The following is a 22,473-nucleotide window of genomic DNA, read 5'->3' on the forward strand; positions in this document are numbered from 1 at the left end:
CCGGGGCCGCAGTGGGCCGGAGCCGACTAGCCTGACGGCAGGTACTCGCTCCCGACCCGACGACATCAAGGAGGCGCGGTGTCCCAGGGCCCGCTCATGGTTCTCGACAGCGCCGGCTTGTGGTTCCGCGCGTTCCACTCCGTGCCCGAGAAGATCACCGGCCCGGACGGCTCCCCCGCCAACGCCGTGCGCGGCTTCTGCGACATGGTGGCCGTGCTCGTGGACGAGTACTCCCCGACCGGCCTGGTGGCCGGCCTCGACCGCGCGTGGCGTCCGGACTGGCGGGTGGAGTTGTTGCCCTCGTACAAGGCGCACCGCGTGGGTGACGACGGCGAGGAGGACGCCCCCGCGTCACTGGGCCCGCAGGTCGAGTCGATCCGCGGAATCCTCGGGGCGGCGGGCATCGCCCAGGCGTGGGCGGAGGACGCGGAGGCCGACGACGTGCTGGCCGCGCTGGCCGCCCGGGATCGCGAGGTGCTGGTCGTGACGGGCGACCGCGACCTGTTCCAGCTGGCATCGGCGAGCACCACCGTGGTGTACGTGGGAGCGGGGATGAAGAAGCGTCTGGCGTACACCCCGGAGGTCGTGGCGGAGCGCTTCGATCTGCCCGCTGGTGACGACGCCCGCGTGTACGCGGACTACGCGGTGCTGGTCGGCGACGCGTCGGACGGGTTGCCCGGCGTGGCGGGGGTCGGTGCGAAGACCGCCGCGGCCCTGCTGCGCGAATACGGCGACCTCGACGGCATCGTCGCCGCCGCCGGCGATCCGGGGTCGGCGCTCACCGCCCGCCAGCGCACGGCGATCACCGAGGGGGCCGACTACCTCTCCGCCGCGCGCGGGGTCGTCCGCCTGGGCGGCCGGGCGTTCGACGTACGGTTCGAGGGCGACGTCGACGGACGCCGTGGCGCCGTGGATTCCGACCGCCTCGAGGCGCTGGGCGAATCGACCGGGCAGGCCCGCGCGATCGGCCGGCTCGTCGAGGCGACCGAGGGGCTCGACGCGGTCTGAGCCGGGCAGGCGCCCGTCGCCCCGTTCCCGTCGCCGCTCGTCCGCGTCGGCTCAGGCCATGTGGTCGAGCACCACACCGCGGCGCAGTGACCCCACGGCGGACCGGGCGGTGCGGGCGAGCTCCGGTTCGGCGACCTGACCGACCTGGGCGAGGACGTCCACCACGAGGCGGGCGGAGCGGACGAAGTCGCCGGCGGTGAGTTCGACGCCCTCCTGCCACGAGGCGGCGAGGATCGAGGCCAGCGCCCCGCCGGAGACCCAGTGGTGCATCACGGGCGCGAGGCCGGCGTCCAGGTCCGGGGTGGTGGGCAGGCGGTGCGCGCGTTCGATCTCGGCGACGTCACCGGCCACCCGCTCCGTCTCGGCGAGGGCGGCGCGCAGGGTGTCGTCGGAGGGTTCGCGGACCGCGGAGTCCGTCCGCGGGTGGGCCACGACCGTGGTGACGACCGCCGCGAGGCCGGCGGCATCGAGCCCGCGCCACACTCCCCGCCGCAGACATTCAGCGACGAACAGGTCCTGCTCGGTGTGTACCCCGGCCAGGAGCCGCCCGGCGTCGGTGGCACGGAGTACGCCGTCCACCTTCTCGAGATAACCGAGGTGCCGGAGCAGGTCGACGATGCGGCGGAAGCGGCGGGCCAGCGAATCGGCGTCGGCGTCGACCTCGGCGGTGAGCGCGGCCACGTCGGCGTCGGCGTGGGCCCAGCGCTCGTGGAGGCGGGCGAGCTTGTCCATCCGGGGGTCCTCGTGCAGCGGGTGCTGCCGGAGTGCCCGGCGCGCCGCGGCGATCCGCGGGTCCTTGCGGACCGGCTTACCGCCGGCGTTCTTCATCCGACCCTTCGCCTTGCCCCGCAGGTGCTCCATCCGCTGGACCAGAGCCCGCTTGGCGCGCCCGTCGAGCTTGCGGCGGCCCTTGGGCAGGTCGACCCGACCCACGGGGATCGGGGGCGAGGCGAAGTCGTTCTGGCGTAACCAGCCGGTCCACCCGGTGTCGGTGAGACAGAGCAGCGCGGGGTCGGACTGGATGTCGGTCCGGACCTGCAGCACGGTCGCCACCATGCCGAATCGTTTGCGGCCCACGGTGATCACGGAGCCGGCGGTCTGCTTGAGCATGGCCGCGCGCACGGACGCCAGCCGGTCGTCCCGGTTCGACTTCTCGGCCTTGCGTTCGAGACGGCTGAGCTCGGCGCGCAACCCCATGTACTCGTCGAGGTCCTCGTCTCCCCCGGCCTCCTCGAGCGACGCCCGCATGCGGTCGCGCTCATCGGACCGGCGCTCGATGGCGCGGGACCGGGACACCAGGGTGCGGTCGGTCTGGAACTGGGCGAACGACCGGCCGATCAGGATGGTGGCCTCCTCGACGCCGAGCTGCTCGACGAGGTTGACCGCCATCGAATAGTCGGGAGCGAAGGCACTGTGCAATGGGAACCGCGGGGTGTCGACGAGCGCGGACAGGGCGTCCAGGTCGAGGTCCGGCTGGTCGAGCACGACTGCCGTGCCCTTGGTGTCGATGCCCCGTCTGCCGGCCCGGCCCGTGATCTGTGAGTACTCCGCGGAGGTGAGCATCGCGTGGGTGTCGCCGTTGAACTTGGTCGTCTTCTCCAGCACCACCGCGCGAGCCGGCATGTGGATGCCCAGCGCCAGGGTCTCGGTCGCGAACACGACCTTGATCAGCCCTGCGGAGAACAGCTCCTCCACGATGGTGCGGAAGAGCGGGAGCATCCCGGCGTGATGGGCGGCGAGCCCGTTGACCAGCCCGGCGCGGAACGAGGTGAAATCGAGGGCGTCGAGGTCGTGTTGTGGGACCTCGGCGCAGGCGGCGTCCACGTGTGAGGCAATACGCCGGGCCTCCTCCCCGGTGGTGAGCCGGAGGCGGGCGCGACGCATCTGAGCGACCGCGCCGTCGCACCCCGCCCGGGAGAACACGAAGTAGATGGCCGGCAGGAGTCGCTCGTCGTCGAGCTTCTCGATGACGTCCTGGCGTCTGGCCCACTGCGCTCGGGGCCGGGCCGTGACCCGCTCCTCGTGGTAGCCGCTCCGGGACCGTCTGCGCTGGTCGGCAGCGGCCCGGATGGGGATCAGGTCCCCATCGGTGTAGAGCATGTGGGCCAGCGGCACGGGACGGTGCTCGGACAGCACCACCGCGGTGTCGCCACGGATCTCGGTGATCCAGTCGCCCAGCTCGTCGGTGTTGCTCAGGGTGGCGGACAGCCCGACCAGGCGGACGGCCGGATCGAGCGTGAGGATGATCTCCTCCCACACGACGCCCCTCGAGCGGTCCCCGAGGTAGTGGATCTCGTCCATCACCACGCAGTCCAGGTCGTGGAGCGCCGACGAGCCGCTGTAGATCATGTTCCGCAGGACCTCGGTGGTCATCACCACGATGGGCGCGTCCGCGTCGATCGAGTGGTCGCCGGTGAGCAGCCCCACGTTCTCGGGGCCGAAGCGCGTGCGGAACTGCCGGAACTTCTGGTTGCTCAGCGCCTTGATCGGGGTGGTGTAGAAGCAGCGCCCTCCCCCGGCGAGCGCCCGGTGAGCCGCGTATTCGCCGACGAGGGTCTTGCCGGACCCGGTGGGCGCCGAGACGAGCAGGTTGCGTCCCGCGTCGAGGGCGGAGAACGCCTCCAGTTGGAAGGGGTCAGGCGAGAACCCCTCCCCGGTGAGGAAGTCCTCGAGCAGGTGATCGGTCCGGGGACGGTCAGGTGATGTCGTCATAGAGTGAACCGCCACCGGCCGGGGCCTGGAGCGGTCGGGTGTCGCCGGGCGTTCGGGTGCCGGTGTCCGGGGCCGGGGTGGTCAGAGGGGCGGGCCGCTCGAGTGGGCCGGATCCGCCGAGGTCGTCGGCGGGGCCGAGGGGCGAGGCGGATTCGTCGTCGACCTCGAGCCAGTCGGCGCGGGACTTGTTCTTGCGCTTGTCATGCAGGCGGGCGAACTGGATCGCGCCCTCGACGAGGATGGTCACCGCCAGTGCGAGGGCGAGCATCGAGAACGGGTCCTGGCCGGGCGAGGCCACGGCCGCGAAGACGAAGATGCCCATGATGATCCCGCGGCGCGACTTGGCGAGAACCTCGTAGCTCACGACCCCGGCGACGTTGAGCATCGCGATCAGGAGCGGGATCTCGAAGCTCACGCCGAAGATGAGGATGAGCTGGATGAGGAACGTGAAGTACTGCGTGCCGGACAACGCGGTGGTCTGGACGTTGTCGCCGATCGAGAGCAGGAACTCCAACGCGTGGACGATCACGACGTAGGCGAGCACCGCGCCGCCGATGAACAGCACCGCGGCCAGGATGGTGAAGACGACCCCGTAGCGCTTCTCGTTCTTGTGCAGGCCGGGCGTGATGAACGCCCACAGCTGGTACAGCCAGACCGGGCTGGCCAACACGATGCCGGCGGTGGCGGACACCTTGAGCCGGAGCATGAACTGCTCGAACGGTCCGGTGGCGAGCAGGCGACACTCGTCGCCGTCGTCACCGAGCTGTAGGCGCGCCCCCGGGGGGATGTCGCAGTAGGGGCCGGTGAGGATCCCGCCCAACGACGGGATGCCGAAGAAGCCGCTGCCGTACCACCAGAATCCGAAGCCCAACGTCACGATGATCGCCGCCATCGCGATGAGCACGCGGTTGCGGAGCTCGTAGATGTGCTCGATCAACGGCATGGTGCCGTCCGGGTTGCGGGGCCTGCGGCGGCGTCTGGTCAGCAGGCGACCGGCGCCACCCTTGCGGGTGGCGCCGGTGTCCGCGGTGTCGGTCTGCGTCATGGAGGGGTCGGCCTACTGCCCCTGCTGACCCTGACCGCCGTGGTATGGGGCGGTGGGGTCGGTGTACTGCTGCTGCCCCTGTGGCTGGTACGGCTGCTGGGGTGCCTGCGGGTAACCCTGCCCCTGGGCATTCGGCTGCCCCTGCGGCTGGTACTGCTGGGGTGCCTGCGGCTGGTACTGCTGCGGCTGGTACTGCTGCGGCTGGGGCTGGGCGGACTGCTGTGCCTGCGGCTGCGCGTACTGGGCGGCGTTCGGCTGCGCCTGGGTGAGAGCCTGCGGCGCGGGGTCCTCGACCGGCTTGTCGTCGTTCTGCATCTCCTTGATCTCGGACTTGAAGATGCGCATCGACCGTCCGAGGCCGCGGGCGGCGTCCGGGAGCTTCTTCGAACCGAACAGCAGGAGCACCACCGCGAGGACGATGAGCCAGTGCCAGATGCTCAACGCACCCATGTCAACCTCCGTTTGTCTGACAACGTGCCCATGCTAGCGCACCCACACCGGGCGGCGTCACTCGAGCGCTCCCCGAAACCGGCTGCTACCTGGTTATTTACCGAGAATTCACGATTCCGTCACGGAGGTCTTCCCCGGCTCCGCCGAGTACGCCTCCAGCCCCTCGACGGCGCGGCCCGCCACCTCGGCGGACAGTTCGGGATCGGCGGCCCGCACGACGTCCGCATGACCGAGCAGGAAGCGCAGGAGCCAGGCCCGGTCGTGGTAGGCGATCTCCACCTCCAGGTCGCCGTCCGGGCGGCGGACCACGCTGTGGAACCGGAACTCGTCGAGGAACCAGGCCGCGGCGGCGGGGACACGGGCGGACTCCAGTCGGACGTCGCCCTCGCCGTCGTCCTGGGGTCGGGGTCCCAGCGCGCGGCGCGGCCCCACCTCCTCGACCCCGCTCATCCGGTCGGTGCGGAACGTCCGCCACTGACCCGACTCACGGTCCACCCCGTGGACGTAGGAATGGCCGTCGGCGACGGACAGGCGTGCGGGGTCCACGACCCGGGTGGTGGAGGTGTCGGAGCTGGCCGAGTGGTAGACGAAGCGCAGCGCCCGACCGTCGTGGACGGCCGTGCGCACGACGTCCGCGTCCGAGTCGGCCGTCTCGCGTCGGGCGTCGAGCCCCCCGGCGTGCACGTCGGCGCCGGTGGCGGTCCGGAGCGTCGACAGCAGGTCGCGCAGCGCGCCCTGGTCGATCACCTCCGGCTGGTCGAGGAACACCGCCAGCCCGGTCTCGAGCGTGACCGCCTCCGCGGCGGTCAGGCGGACCGGGCGGTCGATCCCGGCGGTGAAGGTCACCTCCACGAGATCGGCGTCGTCGAGGTCCTCGGAGGAGAAGGCGAGGTCGATCAGGTCACCGGGGCCGTACCCGGGCAGACCGCAGGACCACAGTTGCCACAGGGCGGCCCGGAGTTGCTTCTCGGTCAACCCGAGGTCGCGGGCCGCGTCGGCCACGGGGACGGCGCCCCGGGTGTGGAAGTACGGGACCACGCTGAGCAACGTGGCCAGCGGGACGGCGCGGGCGCTCATCGGGCGGCCTCCTCGGCGGCGGTGAGGATCGTCACGACCCGGACGCGGAGCTCGGCCGGGCGCAGGGCCACGGCGTCGGCACCCTGGGCGGCCACGAGCGCGGACAGTTCACCGAGCGGCGCGGCGACCTCGAGGTCGACCCCGTCCCTGCCGAATCGCCGGGCGGGGCTCTGGGACCGGGCCATGGCGCGCAGCTCGGCGGCTCTGCCGTCGGCGGCCCAGACCGTGGCCTCCACCAGGGGGTTGAGCCGGGAGACGGCGCCGTCCAGCAACGCGAGGACCTGCTCGGTCGGCGGGACGGGGACGGTCCGGGCGGCGCGCCCGAGCCGGACGTCGGAGATGCGGACGAGCCGGAACGTCCGGGGTTCGCCTCGGTCGAGATCGTGACCGACGAGGTACCAGTGGCCGTGGCGGGATCCGGTCCACCAGGGCTCGACCCGCCGGGAGGTGGGTTCGGCGGCGCCCGCGGGGGTGTGCGAGAAGGTGACCGTGGATCCCTCGGCGATCGCCTCGGCGACCAGGGCGGCGGTCGCGAGCTCGGCGGGGTCGGTTACGGACACGGTCGCGCCGGCGTCGTGCGCGGGCTCGATCCCCGCGGCGGTGAGTTTGGCCAGCGCCCCGTCGGCGCGCGCGGCCCGCTCCCCCTCGCGCCACACCTCGGCCGCGACGGCGAGCACGCCGGCCTGCTGGGGCGTGAGGGTGATGTCGGGCAGCTCGTACCCGTGGGCGGGGATGCGGTACCCGGCCGGCGATCCGGGGGCCAGCGAGGCGCCCTGTTCGAGCGGGACCCCGGCGTCGCGTAGCTCCCGCTTGTCCCGTTCGAACATCCGCAGGTAGGCGGCGTCGTTCTCGGCGTCGTCGTACCCCTGGACCATCCTGCGGATCTCCCCCGCCGACAGGAACGCGTTGGTCGACCTCAGACAGATCACGAGGTTGACCAGACGTTGGGACTTCGAGGTGGGCACGCCTGGAGACGCTATCGTCCGAGCGCGGCGACGAGTTCGTCGACACGCGGGTCCTCGTGGGCGAACGGGTCCGTCAGCGCGACGGTGGGCAGGGTGCCGTCGGAGACCTTGAGGTGGACCCAGTCCACGGTGAAGTCGCGCTCGGCGTCCCGGGCGGCCGTGATGAACCTGCCACGCAGCGCGGCGCGGGTGGTCTCGGGGGCGACGGTGCGGGCCCGCTCCACCTCGGCGTCGTCCACGACGCGGGAGACGAGCCCGCGGCGTTCGAGGACCGAGTGGAGCCCGCGTCCGGGCCGCACGTCGTGGTAGGTCAGGTCGATCTGGGACAGCCTCGGGTGGTCGAGGTCGACGCCGGTCTTGTCCTGGACCTGCCGGATGAGCCGCAGTTTGGCGGCCCAGTCGATGTCGGCGGCGATCGACTCGTGGTCCCCGGACTCGACGGCGTCGAGCACCCGCTCCCACAGGGCCACGCACCGCTCGATGTCGGGGCGATCGTCGCGCTCCCAGCCGCCGCTGTCGAGGTAGCGGTGGACCCCGGCGAGGAACTCCCGCTGGATCTCCAGCGCCGTCATGGTGGTGCCGTCGGTCATCGCGACGGGCCGCGTGCCGGTGAGGTCGCGGCTGATCTCCCGGATGGCCCGAACCGGGTGCGCCACCGCCATCGGGCGCAGCTCGACGCCCGCCTCGAGCATCTCCAGCACGAGCCGGGTGCTGGCGATCTTGAGCAGCGTGGTGGTCTCGATCATGTTGGAGTCGCCCACGATCACGTGCATGCGCCGGAACCGGGTCGAGTCGGCGTGCGGCTCGTCTCGGGTGTTGATGAGCGGTCGCGACCGGGTGGTGGCGGACGAGACGCCGTCCCACATGTGTTCGGCGCGCTGGGAGAAGCAGAACGTCGGTTCCTCCGTCTCGCCGAGTCCCACGCCCGCCGGGGTGCCGGGCAGGATCTTGCCGGCGCCGCAGAGGAGCTGCCGGCTCACGAGGAACGGCAACAGTGTGGTGGCGATGCTGCGGACCTGGGTGGCCCGGTCGAGCAGGTAGTTCTCGTGGCACCCGTAGGAGTTGCCCACCGAGTCGGTGTTGTTCTTGAACAGATAGACGTTGACGTCGATCCCCTCGGCGGCGAGTGCCTGCTCGGCCTGCAGGGCGAGGTCGTCGACGATCCGCTCCCCCGCCCTGTCGTGCGCGACGAGCTGGCGCAGGCCGTCGCATTCGGCGGTCGCGTACTCGGGGTGGGAGCCCACGTCGAGGTAGAGGCGGGAGCCGTTCTCCAGGAAGACGTTGGAGCTGCGCCACCGCTGCACGACGGGCCGGAAGAAGTAGCGGGCGATCTCGTCGGCGCCGAGGGACCGCGCGCCGTCACCGCCGACGCTGGTGATCCCGAACTCCGTCTCGATCCCGACGATGCGACGGATCATGGCGGTCTACTGCCCGCCCTTCTGGACGTAGGACTTCACGAACTCCTCGGCGTTGGTCTCGAGGATGTCGTCGATCTCGTCGAGCAGCGAGTCGGCGGAGGTGGTGTCGGCGGCCTTGGCGACCTGGCCGGCCTCGTCGTCACCGTCGGCGGGGCCGCCGGCGTTCTTCTGGATCCGGGACATGGACTTCTCCTTAACGGTGGGAGGTTCGGTGGTCGGAGGTGCGTGTCGGTGCGGTCACCACGGTGACGGTCCGTCGGTGGTGAGGAAGTCCGGGTGCGCCTCGCAGTACTCCCGGGTCCCGGTGTACGGGTCGGTGAGGTCGACGTGGCGCTGGTGGCCGCGTGAGTCGACGACGACGACGAGGTCCCATCCGGCGGAGTGGATGCTGTCTCCGAGTTCCGCGAGGAAGCGTCCCCTGGCCCAGGCCCGCGTCCGGGCGGGCGGGGTCGTGACGGCGGCCTCGACCTCGTCTGGGGTGGTCAGTCGGCGCATCGCGCCCTTCGCCACTAGACGGGTGTAGAGGCCGCGTTCCGGATCGATGTCGTGGTACTGGAAGTCGATGAGCGCGAGCCGCGCGTGGTCCCAGTCCAGCGCGTCGCGGGCGCGGAATCCCTCTAGCAGACGCAGCTTGGCGGGCCAGTCCAGGCGGTCGGCGCACGACATGGGATTCTGCTCGAGGGCCTCGAGGATCTCCCGCCATTCGGCGAGGACCTCGGTGGCCCAGTCCGGTCGGCCGGGTCCGTCGCCGACGAGGTCGGCGACCCGGTCCAGGATCTCGCGTTGGAGACCGATCCCGGTCAGTGCGCGGCCGTCGGGCAGCGGCACCGTGGCGGTCAGCGACGTGTCGTGACTGATGACGTGCACCGCCTCCACGGGGTCGACGGGCAGGAGATCGGAGAAGTCGACGCCCTCCTCGATGGCGTCCAGGACCAGGCACGTGGTGCCGATCTTGAGGTACGTCGCCAGTTCGGACATGTTCGCGTCGCCGATGATCACGTGCAGTCGGCGCCACGTCTCGTCGGACGCGTGCGGCTCGTCGCGGGTGTTGATGATCCCGCGACGCAGGGTCGTCTCGAGCCCGGTGAGCACCTCGATGTAGTCGGCGCGCTGGGAGAGCTGGAAGCCGGCCGTCTCGCCGGACTGCCCGATCCCCACGCGTCCGGCGCCGCAGAACACCTGCCGGGACAGCAGGTGCGGTGCCAGGCTCAGGGTCAGGGCGTCGAAGTCGACGTCGCGGCGGACGAGGTAGTTTTCGTGCGCGCCGTACGAGGCGCCCTTACCGTCGACGTTGTTCTTGTACAGCTTGAGTTCGGCGTTGCCCTCGGTCGCCGAGGACTCGACCCCGGCGCGGTGCATGACGAGCTCGCCGGCCTTGTCCCAGATCACCGCGTCGCGCGGGGAGTCGACCTCCGGCGCGGAGTACTCGGGGTGCGCGTGGTCGACGTAGAAGCGCGCGCCGTTGGTCAGCACCCGGTTGGTCACCCCGAACTCGCCGGGGTCGTAGGCGCGCACGGCTCCCAGGTCGAAACCGCGGGCGTCGCGCAGGGGCGATTCCGACTCGTAGTCCCAGCGGGTCTCGTCGGCGCCGCCGGCGGACTCCCCGGGGTCGGTGTAGGCCTTGATCACCTGGGTGGAGGTGACCACCGAGCTGAGCAGGGGCTGCCCGACCGCGACGATGCCGAACTCGATCTCGGTGCCGATGATCCGGCCTCGCCCGACCTCACCCGACGCGTTCCGAACGGGAGGGGTCACTGGTCCACGCCCTTGTTGGGGATGGAGACGTCGACGACGCGCTCACCGCGGACACCGGTCAGCCGCGCCCATTCCTGCGGGTTGGAGGTGTTGGGCAGGTCCGCGCTCTCGGCGAACTCGGCGTCGACAGCGTCGAGGAAGTCGTCTGTGGTCAGGCCCTGCCCGGTGCCGTGGACGATGTCCTTGATCGCCAGCTTCTTGGCCCGGTCCACGATGTTGCGCAGCATCGCCCCGGAGGTGAGGTCGGCCAGGTACAGGGAGGATCGGCGGCCCGAGGCGTACACCAGGTGCACGTACGTGGTGGACGCGTCGCGCGTGTAGAGCCTGTCGACGATCCGGTCGATGAGGTCCGCCACGTGCGTCTGCTCGTCCGCGTCCCCGACCTCCTCCGGGTCGAAGCGCAGGTCGGGGGTGATGTATTTCGCCAGGATATCGGTCGCGGCGTCGCGGTCGGGCCGGTCGATGCGGATCTTCAGGTCGAGCCGGCCGGGGCGCAGGATGGCCGGGTCGATCATGTCCTCGCGGTTGGAGGCGCCGATCACGATGACGTTGCGCAGGTCCTCCACGCCGTCGATCTCCGCGAGTAGCTGGGGCACGATCGTGGTCTCCATGTCCGAGGAGACACCGGAACCGCGGGTGCGGAAGATCGAGTCCATCTCGTCGAAGAACACGATGACCGGGTTGCCCTCGGTCGCCTTCTCACGCGCCCGCTCGAAGATGGAGCGGATGTGCCGCTCGGTCTCGCCGACGTACTTGTTGAGCAGTTCCGGGCCCTTGATGGACAGGAAGTACGAGTTGGGATAGCGACCGTCGGAGACGTCGTCGCCCCGGGAGACCGCCGACGCGCGGGCCAATGAGTGCGCGACGGCCTTGGCGATGAGGGTCTTGCCGCAGCCGGGGGGCCCGTAGAGCAGGACGCCCTTGGGTGGGGCCAGGTGGAACTCGCGGTAGAGGTCGTGGTGGATGAAGGGCAGCTCGATGGCGTCGCGGATCTGCTCGATCTGCGGTCCGAGTCCACCGATGTCGGAGTACTCCACCATCGGGATCTCCTCGAGCAGGAGCTCGTCGACCTCGGCCTTGGGCACGACCTCATACGCCACGCCCGCCTTGGGGTCGACCAGCACCGCGTCGCCCGGACGGACCGGGGCGGGGTGCTCGGCGGTCCGACCGCCCCGCAGCGCGGCGGCCAGCACGACGATGTGCTCCTCGTCGTTGCCCATCACGACGCGGGCGCGGACGCCGTCGGCGAGTACGTCACGGAACATGGCGGTGACGCCCGTGACGGGCAGCTCTCCGGAGACCTCGAGCACGGTCAAGGCCTCGTTGAGACGCACCGTCGTACCGGCGGTGAGTTCGGCAGGGTCCACCCCCGGGGCGATCGCGAGGCGCATCCGCCTACCCGCGGCCATGACCTCCACGGTGTCCGGGCCGGAGGGTCGGGCCAGGACCACGCCGTAGGTGCTGGGCGGGGTGCCGAGTCGTTCGACCTCACTCTTGAGCGCCTCGAGCTGGTCGCGCGAGTCCTTGAGCAGGTCCGCGAGCCGGACGTTGCGGGCGCCGAGGGCGTCGATCTTGATCGTCTTCTCGCGGTCCGAACGGGCCCCCTCGTCCACGGCCTTGCGCAGCCGTGCGAGCTCGGCCCGGTCGATGGCGACCCGGTCCTGCCCGTCGCCGGCCGGGGATCGTCCCTCGGTCACGCGATCACCTGCCCTCCTGGTCGTCGACGAGTCACCTCGTCGTCGTCCCCTCCACCCTATCGGCGGACGCGGGCGCAGGTCCCTGCGAGTCCGCCGGTCAGCCCTTTCCGCTGCGCCGCTTGGGCTTGAGGGTGGTCACGCCCTCGGCGAGCCGGCGGGCGGTCACGAGGAACGCCGTGTGGCCCTGCATGCGGTGCTCCGGACGCACGGCCAGGCCGACCACGTGCCAGCCGCGGTTGATCGACTCCCACGCCCGGGGCTCGGTCCAGCACTGCTGACGCCGCAGGGCCTCCACGACGTCCGACAGCTGGGTCGTGGTGGCCACGTAGGCGACCAGCACCCCGCCGGGCACCAACACGTCGCTCACCGTGGGCAGGCACTCCCAGGGCGCGAGCATGTCCAGCACCACGCGGTCGACCTGGCCCCCCAGCGCCTCCACGGAGGTCTCGGCCAGGTCCGCGACGCGCAGGTCCCAGTTCTCGGGGTGCTCGCCGTAGAACGTACGGACGTTGCGCTCGGCGTGCTCGGCGTGGTCCTCACGGATCTCGTAGGAGAACACCCGCCCCTCGGGGCCCACGGCCCGGAGCAGCGAGCAGGTCAGCGCGCCGGAACCGGCACCGGCCTCCAGGACGCGGGCGCCGGGGAACACGTCACCCTCGTGCACGATCTGCGCGGCGTCCTTGGGGTAGATCACCTGGGCGCCGCGCGGCATGGACAGCACGTAGTCGGTGAGGAGCGGCCGGAGCGCGAGGTAGTGGGAGTCCTTGGTCGAGGTGACGATCGACCCCTCCGGCGCACCGATCAGGTCGTCATGGCGGACGGCCCCGTGGTGGGTGAAGAACTCGGCGCCCTCGACGAGGACGACCGTGTACTTGCGCCCCTTGGTGTCGGTGAGTTGGACGCGGTCGCCCACGACGAACGGACCGGATCGCTGCACGGGACCTCCAGGGGGACATACGGGCCGGTTGTCCGACCGGTTGTCTACCCTGCCAGGTGTGACGGATCCCCTGGAAATCGGCGGCATCCCGGCAGCGGTCGACGTACCCCTGCCGGAACGCAAACCCCTCGCCCTGTCCGCCTCGCGCGCGGCGGACTTCCGGCAGTGCCCGCTGCTGTACCGCCTGCGCACCATCGACCGGATCCCGGAGCCCAAGACACGCGCCCAGGTGACGGGCACCGTCGTCCACTCGGTGCTCGAGGAGCTCTACGGCCTCGAGCAGTCCGATCGGGCGCCGCAGCGCGCCGCGGACCTCGTCCCCGCCGCCGTCGAGAACTTCTACGCGGCGGAGGACGGCGCCGACGTGGTACCTGTGGCCGAACGCCCCGGGTTCGAGGCCGAGGTCGCGGGCCTGGTCTCGGCCCTCTACGGCGTCGAGGACCCGCAGCGCTTCTCCCCCGCCTCGTGCGAGCAGTACCTGCTCACGGCCACTCAGTCGGGGACCCCGCTCCACGGCTACCTCGACCGGGTCGACGTGGCGCCGACCGGCGAGGTCAGGGTCGTCGACTACAAGACCGGCAAACCCCCGAACCCGCGGTACCAGCACCAGGCGATGTTCCAGATGCGCTTCTACGCCCTGATGTACCACCGCGTCCACGGGGTGCTCCCCGCGCAGCTCAAACTCATCTACCTCAAGAACGGCAGCTGGCTCACCCTCACCCCGGATCATGCATCCCTCGGTGAGACCGAGGCGTCCCTCGACTCGCTCTGGTCGGAGATCGAGCGGGCCGGGGAGAGCGGGGACTTCCGCCCCCGTACGTCCCGCCTGTGCGACTGGTGCAATCATCAGGCCCTGTGTCCGGCGTACGGCGGTACCCCGCCGGAGTACCCGGGGTGGCCCGGGACGCGGGTGGTACCAGCCGGGACGGACACTCTGCTGTCAGGTCAGGGAGAACCGAGGAGAACGTGATGACGGAGGCCTACTTCGAGCCGCTGGGTACCGACGACGGCTGGGAGGTCTTCCGAGCAACGCCGCACACCGTGAGCGCCTGGGGCCCCGACCTGCAGCACGGGGCCCCGCCTTCTGCCATCCTCACCCGGGCCATGGATCGGCTGGACCCGTCCGAGGAGACGCGGATCGCGCGGGTGGCGGTCGACCTGCTGGGTCCGGTCCCGCTGGGCGAGTTGCGGACGCGGGCGCGCGTGACCCGACCGGGCCGGCGGATCCAGCTGGTCGAGTCCGAGCTCGAGGCGCGGGGACGGATCGTCGCCCGGGCGAGCGCGTGGCGGATGCTCGTCAGCGACACCGCGGAGGTCGAGCAGACGCTGGATCAGCCCCGCGAGTTGCCGGGAGCTGATCACAACAGTGATTTCTTCAACCGCTGGACCAGCGGCTACATCGACTCGCTCGAGATCCGGGGTGCCGAGGACGGCACCGTGTGGGCGCGGCCCACCCTGCCGCTGGTGGCAGGTGAGGAGACGACCCCCGCCGAGCACGTGATGTGCGTGGCGGACATCGCCAACGGTGTCGGAGCGGTCCTCGAGCCCCACGAGTGGCGATTCCTCAACACCGACGTGGTCACGCACCTGCACCGCCGGCCCGTCGGGCAGTGGATCGGGGTGACAGCGCGGGCCTCGATCGGTCCCGACGGGGTGGGCGCGACCACCGGAACGCTCTTCGACGAGGTCGGCGCGATCGGCCACACCCTGCAGGCGTTGCTGGTCGAGCGGGTCTGATCGGGCGCGGTCCCAGCCCGAGGATCCGCTACTCCGACTGCGGATCCGCTACCCCTGTTCGGGTAGCGGATTCGAAGGGAGGGTAGCGGATCTTCTGGTTGTCAGCCCATCCGGCAGGAGCGGATGTCGGTCGCGATGACCGACTTCGCGCCGGACGCGGCGAGCTCGTCCATGATCGAATTGACCCGCTTGCGCGGCACCATCGACCGGACGGCGATCCACGCCGGGTCCGCCATCGGCGAGACCGTGGGCGACTCGATGCCCGGCGTGATCGCCGAGACCTCGTCGAGCAGATCCTTGGGGCAGTTGTAGTCGAGCATCATGTACTGCTGGGCGAACACCACGCCCTGCAGGCGCGCCCTGAGCTGTGCCATCGCCGCGGACACCTCGGCGTCCGCCCGGGAGATCAGCACGCCCGAGGAGTCGCACAGGATGTCGCCGAACGCCTCCAGGCCGTGGACCTTGAGCGTCCGTCCGGACCCCACGACGTCGGCGATGCAGTCGGCCACTCCCAGTTGGATCGAGATCTCCACGGCGCCGTCGAGGCGGATGACCTCTGCCTCGACCCCCCGCTGCTGGAGGTCCCGACGCACGATATTGGGGTACGAGGTCGCGATCCGCGCGCCGGCGAGCCGGTCGGTGGACCATCCCGCCCCGGCGGGACCGGCGTAGCGGAAGGTGGAGTGGCCGAAGCCCAGATCGAGGAGCTCATCGACCTCGGCCATGGAATCCGCGGCCAGATCCCGGCCGGTGATGCCCATCTCGAGGCGGCCGGAGCCCACATAGACGGCGATGTCCTTGGGACGGAGGAAGAAGAACTCGACGTCGTTGTCCGGGTCGATCAGCGTGAGGTCTTTGCTCCCCTCGTGCCGACGACGGTACCCCGCCTCGGCGAGCATCTCGGAGGCGGACTCGGACAGGGCGCCCTTGTTGGGCAGTGCGACGCGCAGCATGACGGGGGCTCCGGGATCTGTGAGCGTGAGGGTGGACGCGGGGCGGGGTCTAGAGATGTCGGTAGACGTCCTCGAGGCCGAGTCCGCGCCTGAGCATCATGACCTGGGTCCAGTACAGGAGCTGCGAGATCTCCTCCGCCAGTTCCTCGTCGGACTGGTACTCGGCGGCGATCCACACCTCTCCGGCTTCTTCGACGACCTTCTTGCCCAGATGATGCACACCCTTGTCGAACGCGGCGACGGTGCCGGACCCCTCGGGGCGCGCGGTAATGCGCTCGGACAGCTCGGTGAACAGCGAGTCGAAGGTCTTCACACGCTCGATTGTCCCATAGCCGCACCCACGGGTGTGCCGGAGGTGAGCCCGTGGAGCGCCGCGGTGTCGATGCCCTCCAGGGTGTCGTGGGTGTGGGCCCCGACGACGCCGGGCTGGCCGTCGGTCGACGGGATGTACAGCACCCGGCATCCGGCGGCGACCGCCGCGGTCGCGCCGGTGACGGAATCCTCCACCGCCACCGCCGAGCCGGGCTCCACCCCGAGCCGGGCACACGCGAGGAGATACGGGTCCGGGGCGGGCTTGGCCTCGGTGACCATGCACCCGGTGACCACCACGTCGAAGCGGGAGCGGTCGATGAACTCGAGGGGCACCACCGCGACATCGGCGGTGGTGTTGGTGACCAACGCGACCGGAGTCCTCGTCGACGCGATATCGGCGAGGAGATCCTCGGCGCCCGGCCGCCACCTCATATCAGTTCGCATCAACTCGGTGACCCGGGAGTTCAAGCGGTGGGCGAGGCGGTCGAACTCCTCGCCCACGATCCGGCGACCCGTGTACTCGCCGAGGATCTCGAAGAACCCGTGGAGGGAGTTGCCCAGCGTCCTCTCGCGCGTCGTCTCGTCGAGGGGGCGCCCCAGGTGCTCGGCGAGCTCGTACACGGCGATGTCCCACAGTCGCTCGGTGTCGACGAGGGTGCCGTCCATGTCGAGACAGACGGCGGACGGAACACGGTCGGAGGAATTGCTGGTCACGGACTACTGTCTACCCGAGTCAGGTGAACCGGGGGTGACCCGAGGCGCCGATGGCGACGGGATCGCATCGAAGTCGCTGAGCTTCCGTGGCGCCATCACGACGCGCGCCGAGTTGAGGATCGCCAGCACATCGATGACCTCCTGCGCGATCGCCCCCGCGAGAGGGCTCAGCAACCCGAAGACGGCGAGGAGCATCCCGATCACGGAGGCGGCCATCCCGCCCACCGCTGACTGCAGGGCGATCCGACGCATACGCGCTCCGATATGGAGCAGGTCGTCGAGGCGCTCCAGTGAGGAATCCAGCACCACGGCGTCGGCGGCCTCGGACGTCACGTCGGAGGTGGCACCGAACGCGACTCCTGCGGTCGCGGCCGTCATCGCCGGGGCGTCGTTGATGCCGTCCCCGAGGAACAGCGTCGGCCCCGCGGCAGTGCGTTCGCGGACGATCGCGAGTTTGCCCTCGGGGCCGACCCCGCCGTGCACCTCACTGATGCCCACCCGGTCCGCCAACCGGCGGACCTCGGTCTCGCGGTCACCCGAGATGATCATCATGTGCTTGACGCCGTGCGAGCGCGGCAGATGTGCGATGAAGTCGCCTGCGGTCGCCCGCGGTTCGTCCCGGAACCGGAGGGTGGCGGCGTACCGGTCGTCCAGGAGGACGATCGATTCCAGACCGGCCTCCGTCCCCGGGAGGAGGTCGACGGCGTCGGGGTCGACCGCGGCGAGTCCACGACGGTTGGTCAGGCGAAGGCTGTGGCCGCCCACCTCACCGACCAGTCCGGCGCCGGGTTTCTCGGCGACCGAGCTGAGTGGTGGTATGGCGAGACCTCGTTCGGTGGCGGCGTCGACGACAGCTCGGGCAAGAGGATGACGGGAGTAGACCTCGACCGCTGCTGCGGTCGCCAGCACGCCATCCGGATCGGTGCCCGGTCGAGGAATGATCTCGGTCAGGACGGGGCGACCGTAGGTCAGTGTGCCCGTCTTGTCGAACATCATCGTCTCGATCCGGCTGACGTTCTCGAGCATTGCCGGGTTCCGGATGATGATCCCACGCTTGGCGGACAGCGAGATGGCGCCGATGATGGCGACCGGTACGCCGATGAGCAGTGGACACGGGGTCGCGACGACCACCACGGCGAGGAAGCGGGTCGGGTCGCCCGAGATGACCCAGCCGAGGACGCCGAGGGCAAGTGCGACCAGCGTGTACCAGGCGCCGAGACGGTCGGCCAGGCGACGCATCGGGGGCCGGTGTTCCTCCGCCTCCCGCAGGACGCCGACGATCTGCGCGTACCGGGAGTCTGCCGCCCGGCGTTCGGCCCGGACGGTCAACGCCACCTCGCCGTTGACGGCCCCGGAGAGCACCTGGGAGCCGGGTGACTTCGGCACGACGTACGGTTCGCCGGTCAGGAACGACTCGTCCATGGCGCCGTCGCCACCCACGACCTCGCCGTCGACGGGGCACAGTTCATGAGGCAGGACGAGGAGGAGGTCATCCACGCGGACCTCCTCGGCGCGGATGTCGTCCACGCCCGCGGCCGTAGAGTCCCCGCGGAGTCGATGCGCGATCGTGGGACTGCGCCGCGCGAGGGCGTCGAGGGTGGCCGATGCCCTCCGCGACGCCGCGGCCTCGAGCGCCTCGCCGCCGGACAGCATGAGGACGACGATCGCGGCGACCAGCCACTCGTCGAGAGCGACCGCCGTGATGATCGAGATGGCGGCGAGCATGTCCGCCCCACCCGCGCTCCTCACCGCCGAGCGCAGTACCTCGAGGATGAGTGGGACCCCGCCGACCACGACCACCGCGACCAGGGGCGCCCGGATCGACCACTCGACCGTCGTGGAGACGCCGGGACCGGTGACCGCGCGCGACACGAGGTGGATCGCGATGGCCAGGACGGTGGCCATCGCGAGTACCCCCTGGCGAGAGCCGACGAAGGTGCGGAGTGGCCCGTCCGCCCGGCCCCGCGTCGATGCCGACGCGGGGCTGGTGGATTCACCGCCAGATCGGTGCCCGATGGTGTGCATGACTTCATCATCCGCCGTCGGGTATGTCCTCTACCAGCAAGGACAGGCTGTCCTGCGTGCCCCCTCAGACGTTGAAGTACTTCGCCTCCGGGTGGTACAGCACGAACGCGTCGGTCGACTGCTCGGGATGCAACTGCAGTTCCTCGGAGAGTTCGACGCCGATGCGCTCGGGCTCGAGCAGATCGACGACCACCTTGCGGGACTCCAGGTCGGGGCAGGCGCCGTAGCCGAAGCTGTACCGGGCACCCCGGTACTTGAGGTTGAAGTACTCCTCGATGCTGTCCGGGTCCTCGTCGGAGACCGTGCCCTCGGGCAGGCGGAGTTCGTCGCGGACCCGCCGGTGCCAGAACTCGGCGAGGGCCTCGGTGAGCTGCACGGACAGGCCGTGCACCTCGAGGTAGTCCCGGTAGTTGTCCGCGGCGAACAGCTCGTTGGCGAAGTCCGCGATGGGCGTGCCCATGGTGACCAGCTGGAACGGCAGGACGTCCACCACTCCCTCGGCCTCGCAGCGCTCCTTGGAGGCCAGGAAGTCGGGGATGGCCAGGAAGCGCGGTCGCTGCTGGCGCGGGAACGCGATCTTGTGGAGCACCTCGGCGTCCGGGCGCGGTTCGGCGAGCACCCAGATCTCCTCGCCCACCGAGTAGGCCGGGAAGTAGCCGTACACGACGGCCGAGTGGGACAGGATGTTCTCGGTGGTCAGCCGGTCGATCCACGAACGCAGGCGGGGCCTGCCCTCGGTGGCCACGAGCTCCTCGTAGTCCGGCCCGTCGCCGCTGCGGGTGCCCCGCAGGCCCCACTGGCCGAAGAACAGGGCACGCTCGTCCAGGTGACCGGCGTAGTCCGCAACCGGGATCCCCTTGGCGATCCGGGTCCCCCAGAACGGAGGGGTCGCGATCGGCTGGTCGGCCGCGACGTCCGACCGCTCGGGGACCACGACGGGCTCGGCCTCGGCCGCTCGTTTGGCGGCGATCCGCTCACTGCGAGCGCGGCGCTCGCGGCGTTCTTCTGCCTTGGCTGCGGACTCCGACGACTGGGACATCGGGACCCCGGTCCGTTTGGACGTCATCACCTCGTCCATGAGCCGCAGGCCCTCGAACGCGTCCCGCGCGTAGAACACCTCACCCTGGTACATCCCGGCGAGATCGACCTCGACGTAGGACCGGGTCAGCGCGGCACCGCCGAGCAGGACCGGGAACTCCCCGGCGATCCCCTCCGAATTGAGCTCGGCGAGGTTGTCCTTCATCACGACGGTGGACTTCACCAGCAGGCCGGACATGCCGATCACGTCGGCCTTGTGCTCGCGGGCCGCGGAGATGATCTCCGAGATCGGCTGCTTGATGCCGATGTTGACCACGTCGTAACCGTTGTTGGACAGAATGATGTCCACGAGGTTCTTGCCGATGTCGTGCACATCGCCCTTGACCGTGGCCAGGACGATGCGGCCCTTGCCGTCCTCGTCGCTGGCCTCCATGTGGGGCTCGAGGTGGGCGACCGCGGCCTTCATGGTCTCCGCCGACTGCAGGACGAACGGCAGCTGCATCTGGCCGGACCCGAAGAGCTCACCCACGGTCTTCATCCCGCCGAGCAGGTGGGTGTTGATGATCTCCAGAGGGGGGATCTCCGCCATCGCGGCGTCGAGGTCCGCCTCGAGTCCCTTGCGCTCGCCGTCGACGATCCTGGCCGACAGCCGCTCCATGAGCGGCATCGCGGCGAGCTCGGCCGCGCGCGCGTCCTTGGCGCCGGCCGCGGACACGCCCTCGAACAGCTCCATGAACACCTGGAGGGGGTCATATCCCTCACCGCGACGGTCGTAGACCAGGTCGAGGGCGACCTCCCGCTGCCGCTCGTCGATCTTGCTCATGGGCAGGATCTTGGAACTGTGCGCGATCGCGGTGTCCAGACCCGCCTGGATGCACTCGTGCAGGAACACCGAGTTGAGCACCTGGCGGGCGGCCGGGTTGAGGCCGAACGAGATGTTCGACAAGCCGAGCGTGGTGTGGATCTTCGGGTGTGACCCGGTGAGCCGGCGGATGGCCTCGATTGTCTCGATGCCGTCGCGGCGGACCTCCTCCTGGCCGGTCGAGATGGGGAAGGTCAGACAGTCGATGATGATGTCCTCCTCCGCCACCCCCCAGTTACCGGTGAGGTCGGAGATGAGCCGCTCGGCGATCTCGACCTTGCGATCCGCGGTCCGGGCCTGGCCCTCCTCGTCGATGGTCAGCCCGACCACAGCCGCGCCGTGGCGGGAGACCAGCTGCATGATCCGCTGGAAACGGGACTCCGGCCCGTCGCCGTCCTCGTAGTTGACCGAGTTGACCGCGCAGCGGCCACCCAGCTTCTCCAGACCGGCCTCGATGACACCGGGCTCGGTCGAGTCGAGCATGATCGGCAGCGTCGAGGAGGTCGCGAGCCGGCCGGCCAACTCCTTCATGTCGTCGGAGCCGTCCCGGCCGACGTAGTCCACGCAGAGGTCGACCATCTGCGCACCGTCGCGCATCTGCTCCTTGGCGATGTCCATGCAGGTGTCCCAGTCGCCGGCGAGCATGGCCTCGCGGAACCGCTTGGAACCGTTGGCGTTGGTGCGCTCACCGATCATGAGGATCCCGGCGTCGGCGCGCAGGGGGGTCGAGCTGTACAGCGAGGCGACCGCGTTGACGGGCTCCACCCGACGCTCGGCCTTCTCGCGGCCCAGGACCTCGTCGCGCAGGCGGGTGATGTGCTCGGGGGTGGTGCCGCAGCACCCGCCCACCATCGACAGGCCGAACTCGGAGACGAAATCGGCCACCTGCGGCGCGAACGCGTCGGCGCCCAGGGGGTAGACGGCGCCGTGCTCACCGAGCTCCGGCAGTCCCGCGTTGGGCATGACCGACACGGGGATCCCGGCGTGCCGGGACAGGAACCGCAAATGCTCGATCATCTCGGCCGGACCCGTGGCGCAGTTGAGGCCGATCATGTCGATGCCCAGCGGCTCCAACGCGGTCAGGGCCGCGCCGATGTCCGAGCCGAGCAGCATGGTGCCCGTGGTCTCGATGGTGACGTGGGAGATGATCGGCAGCCGCCTGTCGGCGGCGGCCATCCCGTCCTGGCACCCGAGCACCGCGGCCTTGACCTGGAGCAGGTCCTGGCTCGTCTCGATGAGGTAGGCGTCCGCGCCACCGCGTGCCAGCCCCTCGGCGGCCTGGGCGTAGGCGTCCCGCATTTCCTCGAAGGTGGTCTGCCCCAGGGAGGGCAACTTGGTGCCCGGCCCGAGGGAACCCAGCACCATCCGGGGGGTCCCGTCCTGGGACGGACCCATCTCGTCGGCGACCTTGCGGGCGATCGCCGCGCCCTTCTCCGCGAGCTCACCGATCCGGTCGACGATGTCGTAGTCGCCCAGGTTGGACAGGTTGCAGCCGAAGGTGTTGGTCTCCACCAGATCGGCGCCAGCGGTGAAGAACGCCCGGTGGATGTCCTCCACGACGTCCGGACGCGTGGCGTTGAGGATCTCGTTGCAGCCCTCCAGGCCCAGGAAGTCCGCGTCCACATCAAGGTCGACGGCCTGCAACATCGTGCCCATCGCCCCGTCACCGATCAGTACTCGCCGACGGGCGGCATCCAATAAGGGCGAATCGAAATCGACAGACATGGCCCCAGTGTATGGGTGGGGAACAACCGGACGAACGTAGGCT

General features: G+C 70.3%; 18 protein-coding genes. 3 read left to right on the forward strand and 15 right to left on the reverse strand.

Going from position 1 to position 22,473, the window contains the following annotated elements; translation table 11 throughout:
- Window positions 1–78: 78 nt before the first annotated feature.
- Window positions 79–1,008 (forward strand): 5'-3' exonuclease H3TH domain-containing protein, encoded by a 930-nt coding sequence (locus G6R20_RS05255; RefSeq protein WP_082923805.1) that lies wholly within the window; start codon window positions 79–81, stop codon window positions 1,006–1,008.
- Between the two features lie 51 nt (window positions 1,009–1,059).
- Here G6R20_RS05255 and G6R20_RS05260 read toward each other — a convergent pair whose 3' ends face one another.
- The 10 genes from G6R20_RS05260 to G6R20_RS05305 form a co-directional block, all read right to left on the reverse strand.
- The gene (locus G6R20_RS05260) at window positions 1,060–3,720 is read right to left on the reverse strand and encodes a DEAD/DEAH box helicase (protein ID WP_096905491.1); all 2,661 of its coding nucleotides are present in this window, start codon (window positions 3,718–3,720) and stop codon (window positions 1,060–1,062) included.
- Window positions 3,704–4,765, reverse strand: a complete 1,062-nt coding sequence (gene tatC, locus G6R20_RS05265) for a twin-arginine translocase subunit TatC (protein WP_163375762.1) — start codon at window positions 4,763–4,765, stop codon at window positions 3,704–3,706. Before tatC ends, G6R20_RS05260 begins: the two co-directional genes overlap by 17 nt.
- 12 nt (window positions 4,766–4,777) lie before the next feature.
- Window positions 4,778–5,215, reverse strand: a complete 438-nt coding sequence (gene tatA, locus G6R20_RS05270) for a Sec-independent protein translocase subunit TatA (RefSeq protein ID WP_119191677.1) — start codon at window positions 5,213–5,215, stop codon at window positions 4,778–4,780.
- A gap of 108 nt (window positions 5,216–5,323) precedes the next feature.
- Entirely contained in the window at window positions 5,324–6,292 is a 969-nt protein-coding gene (locus tag G6R20_RS05275) for a WYL domain-containing protein (RefSeq protein ID WP_119191678.1), read from the reverse strand.
- Complete coding sequence (locus tag G6R20_RS05280; RefSeq protein WP_132063312.1) at window positions 6,289–7,257, reverse strand: WYL domain-containing protein; 969 nt, start codon at window positions 7,255–7,257, stop codon at window positions 6,289–6,291. Before G6R20_RS05280 ends, G6R20_RS05275 begins: the two co-directional genes overlap by 4 nt.
- An 11-nt stretch (window positions 7,258–7,268) precedes the next feature.
- Window positions 7,269–8,675, reverse strand: a complete 1,407-nt coding sequence (gene pafA / locus G6R20_RS05285) for a Pup--protein ligase (RefSeq protein WP_119191679.1) — start codon at window positions 8,673–8,675, stop codon at window positions 7,269–7,271.
- A gap of 6 nt (window positions 8,676–8,681) precedes the next feature.
- On the reverse strand, window positions 8,682–8,858 hold the full coding sequence (locus G6R20_RS05290) for a ubiquitin-like protein Pup (protein WP_096905488.1): 177 nt from the start codon (window positions 8,856–8,858) through the stop codon (window positions 8,682–8,684).
- 54 nt (window positions 8,859–8,912) lie between these two features.
- Complete coding sequence (dop, locus tag G6R20_RS05295; protein WP_163375763.1) at window positions 8,913–10,430, reverse strand: depupylase/deamidase Dop; 1,518 nt, start codon at window positions 10,428–10,430, stop codon at window positions 8,913–8,915.
- Window positions 10,427–12,127, reverse strand: coding sequence for a proteasome ATPase (gene arc, locus G6R20_RS05300; protein ID WP_163375764.1), 1,701 nt, complete (start codon window positions 12,125–12,127; stop codon window positions 10,427–10,429). The genes dop and arc overlap by 4 nt, the downstream gene beginning before the upstream one ends.
- A 97-nt stretch (window positions 12,128–12,224) precedes the next feature.
- Window positions 12,225–13,064 carry a tRNA (adenine-N1)-methyltransferase gene (locus G6R20_RS05305; protein WP_069390069.1) on the reverse strand — a complete coding sequence of 280 codons (840 nt, stop codon included), beginning with the start codon at window positions 13,062–13,064 and terminating at the stop codon, window positions 12,225–12,227.
- A gap of 58 nt (window positions 13,065–13,122) precedes the next feature.
- Here G6R20_RS05305 and G6R20_RS05310 point away from each other — a divergent pair, with 58 nt between their 5' ends.
- Window positions 13,123–14,034, forward strand: a complete 912-nt coding sequence (locus G6R20_RS05310; RefSeq protein ID WP_163375765.1) for a RecB family exonuclease — start codon at window positions 13,123–13,125, stop codon at window positions 14,032–14,034.
- On the forward strand, window positions 14,034–14,801 hold the full coding sequence (locus tag G6R20_RS05315) for a thioesterase family protein (protein ID WP_163375766.1): 768 nt from the start codon (window positions 14,034–14,036) through the stop codon (window positions 14,799–14,801). Before G6R20_RS05310 ends, G6R20_RS05315 begins: the two co-directional genes overlap by 1 nt.
- Before the next feature lie 101 nt (window positions 14,802–14,902).
- On the opposite strand, the gene hisG is transcribed toward G6R20_RS05315, so the two are convergent.
- From hisG to metH, 5 genes are all read right to left on the reverse strand, one after another.
- Entirely contained in the window at window positions 14,903–15,754 is an 852-nt protein-coding gene (gene hisG, locus G6R20_RS05320) for an ATP phosphoribosyltransferase (protein WP_067714440.1), read from the reverse strand.
- Window positions 15,755–15,803: 49 nt separating this feature from the next.
- The gene (locus G6R20_RS05325) at window positions 15,804–16,067 is read right to left on the reverse strand and encodes a phosphoribosyl-ATP diphosphatase (RefSeq protein ID WP_067714437.1); all 264 of its coding nucleotides are present in this window, start codon (window positions 16,065–16,067) and stop codon (window positions 15,804–15,806) included.
- The gene (locus G6R20_RS05330; RefSeq protein WP_069390066.1) at window positions 16,064–16,780 is read right to left on the reverse strand and encodes an HAD family hydrolase; all 717 of its coding nucleotides are present in this window, start codon (window positions 16,778–16,780) and stop codon (window positions 16,064–16,066) included. Before G6R20_RS05330 ends, G6R20_RS05325 begins: the two co-directional genes overlap by 4 nt.
- A gap of 3 nt (window positions 16,781–16,783) precedes the next feature.
- Window positions 16,784–18,685 carry a heavy metal translocating P-type ATPase gene (locus G6R20_RS05335; protein ID WP_240341285.1) on the reverse strand — a complete coding sequence of 634 codons (1,902 nt, stop codon included), beginning with the start codon at window positions 18,683–18,685 and terminating at the stop codon, window positions 16,784–16,786.
- A 184-nt stretch (window positions 18,686–18,869) separates the two neighbouring features.
- Window positions 18,870–22,430, reverse strand: coding sequence for a methionine synthase (gene metH, locus G6R20_RS05340; RefSeq protein WP_069390065.1), 3,561 nt, complete (start codon window positions 22,428–22,430; stop codon window positions 18,870–18,872).
- Between the last annotated feature and the right edge of the window lie 43 nt (window positions 22,431–22,473).

It is taken from the genome of Dietzia sp. Alg238-R159 (genome assembly GCF_900537145.1).
Lineage (GTDB): Bacteria > Actinomycetota > Actinomycetes > Mycobacteriales > Mycobacteriaceae > Dietzia > Dietzia kunjamensis.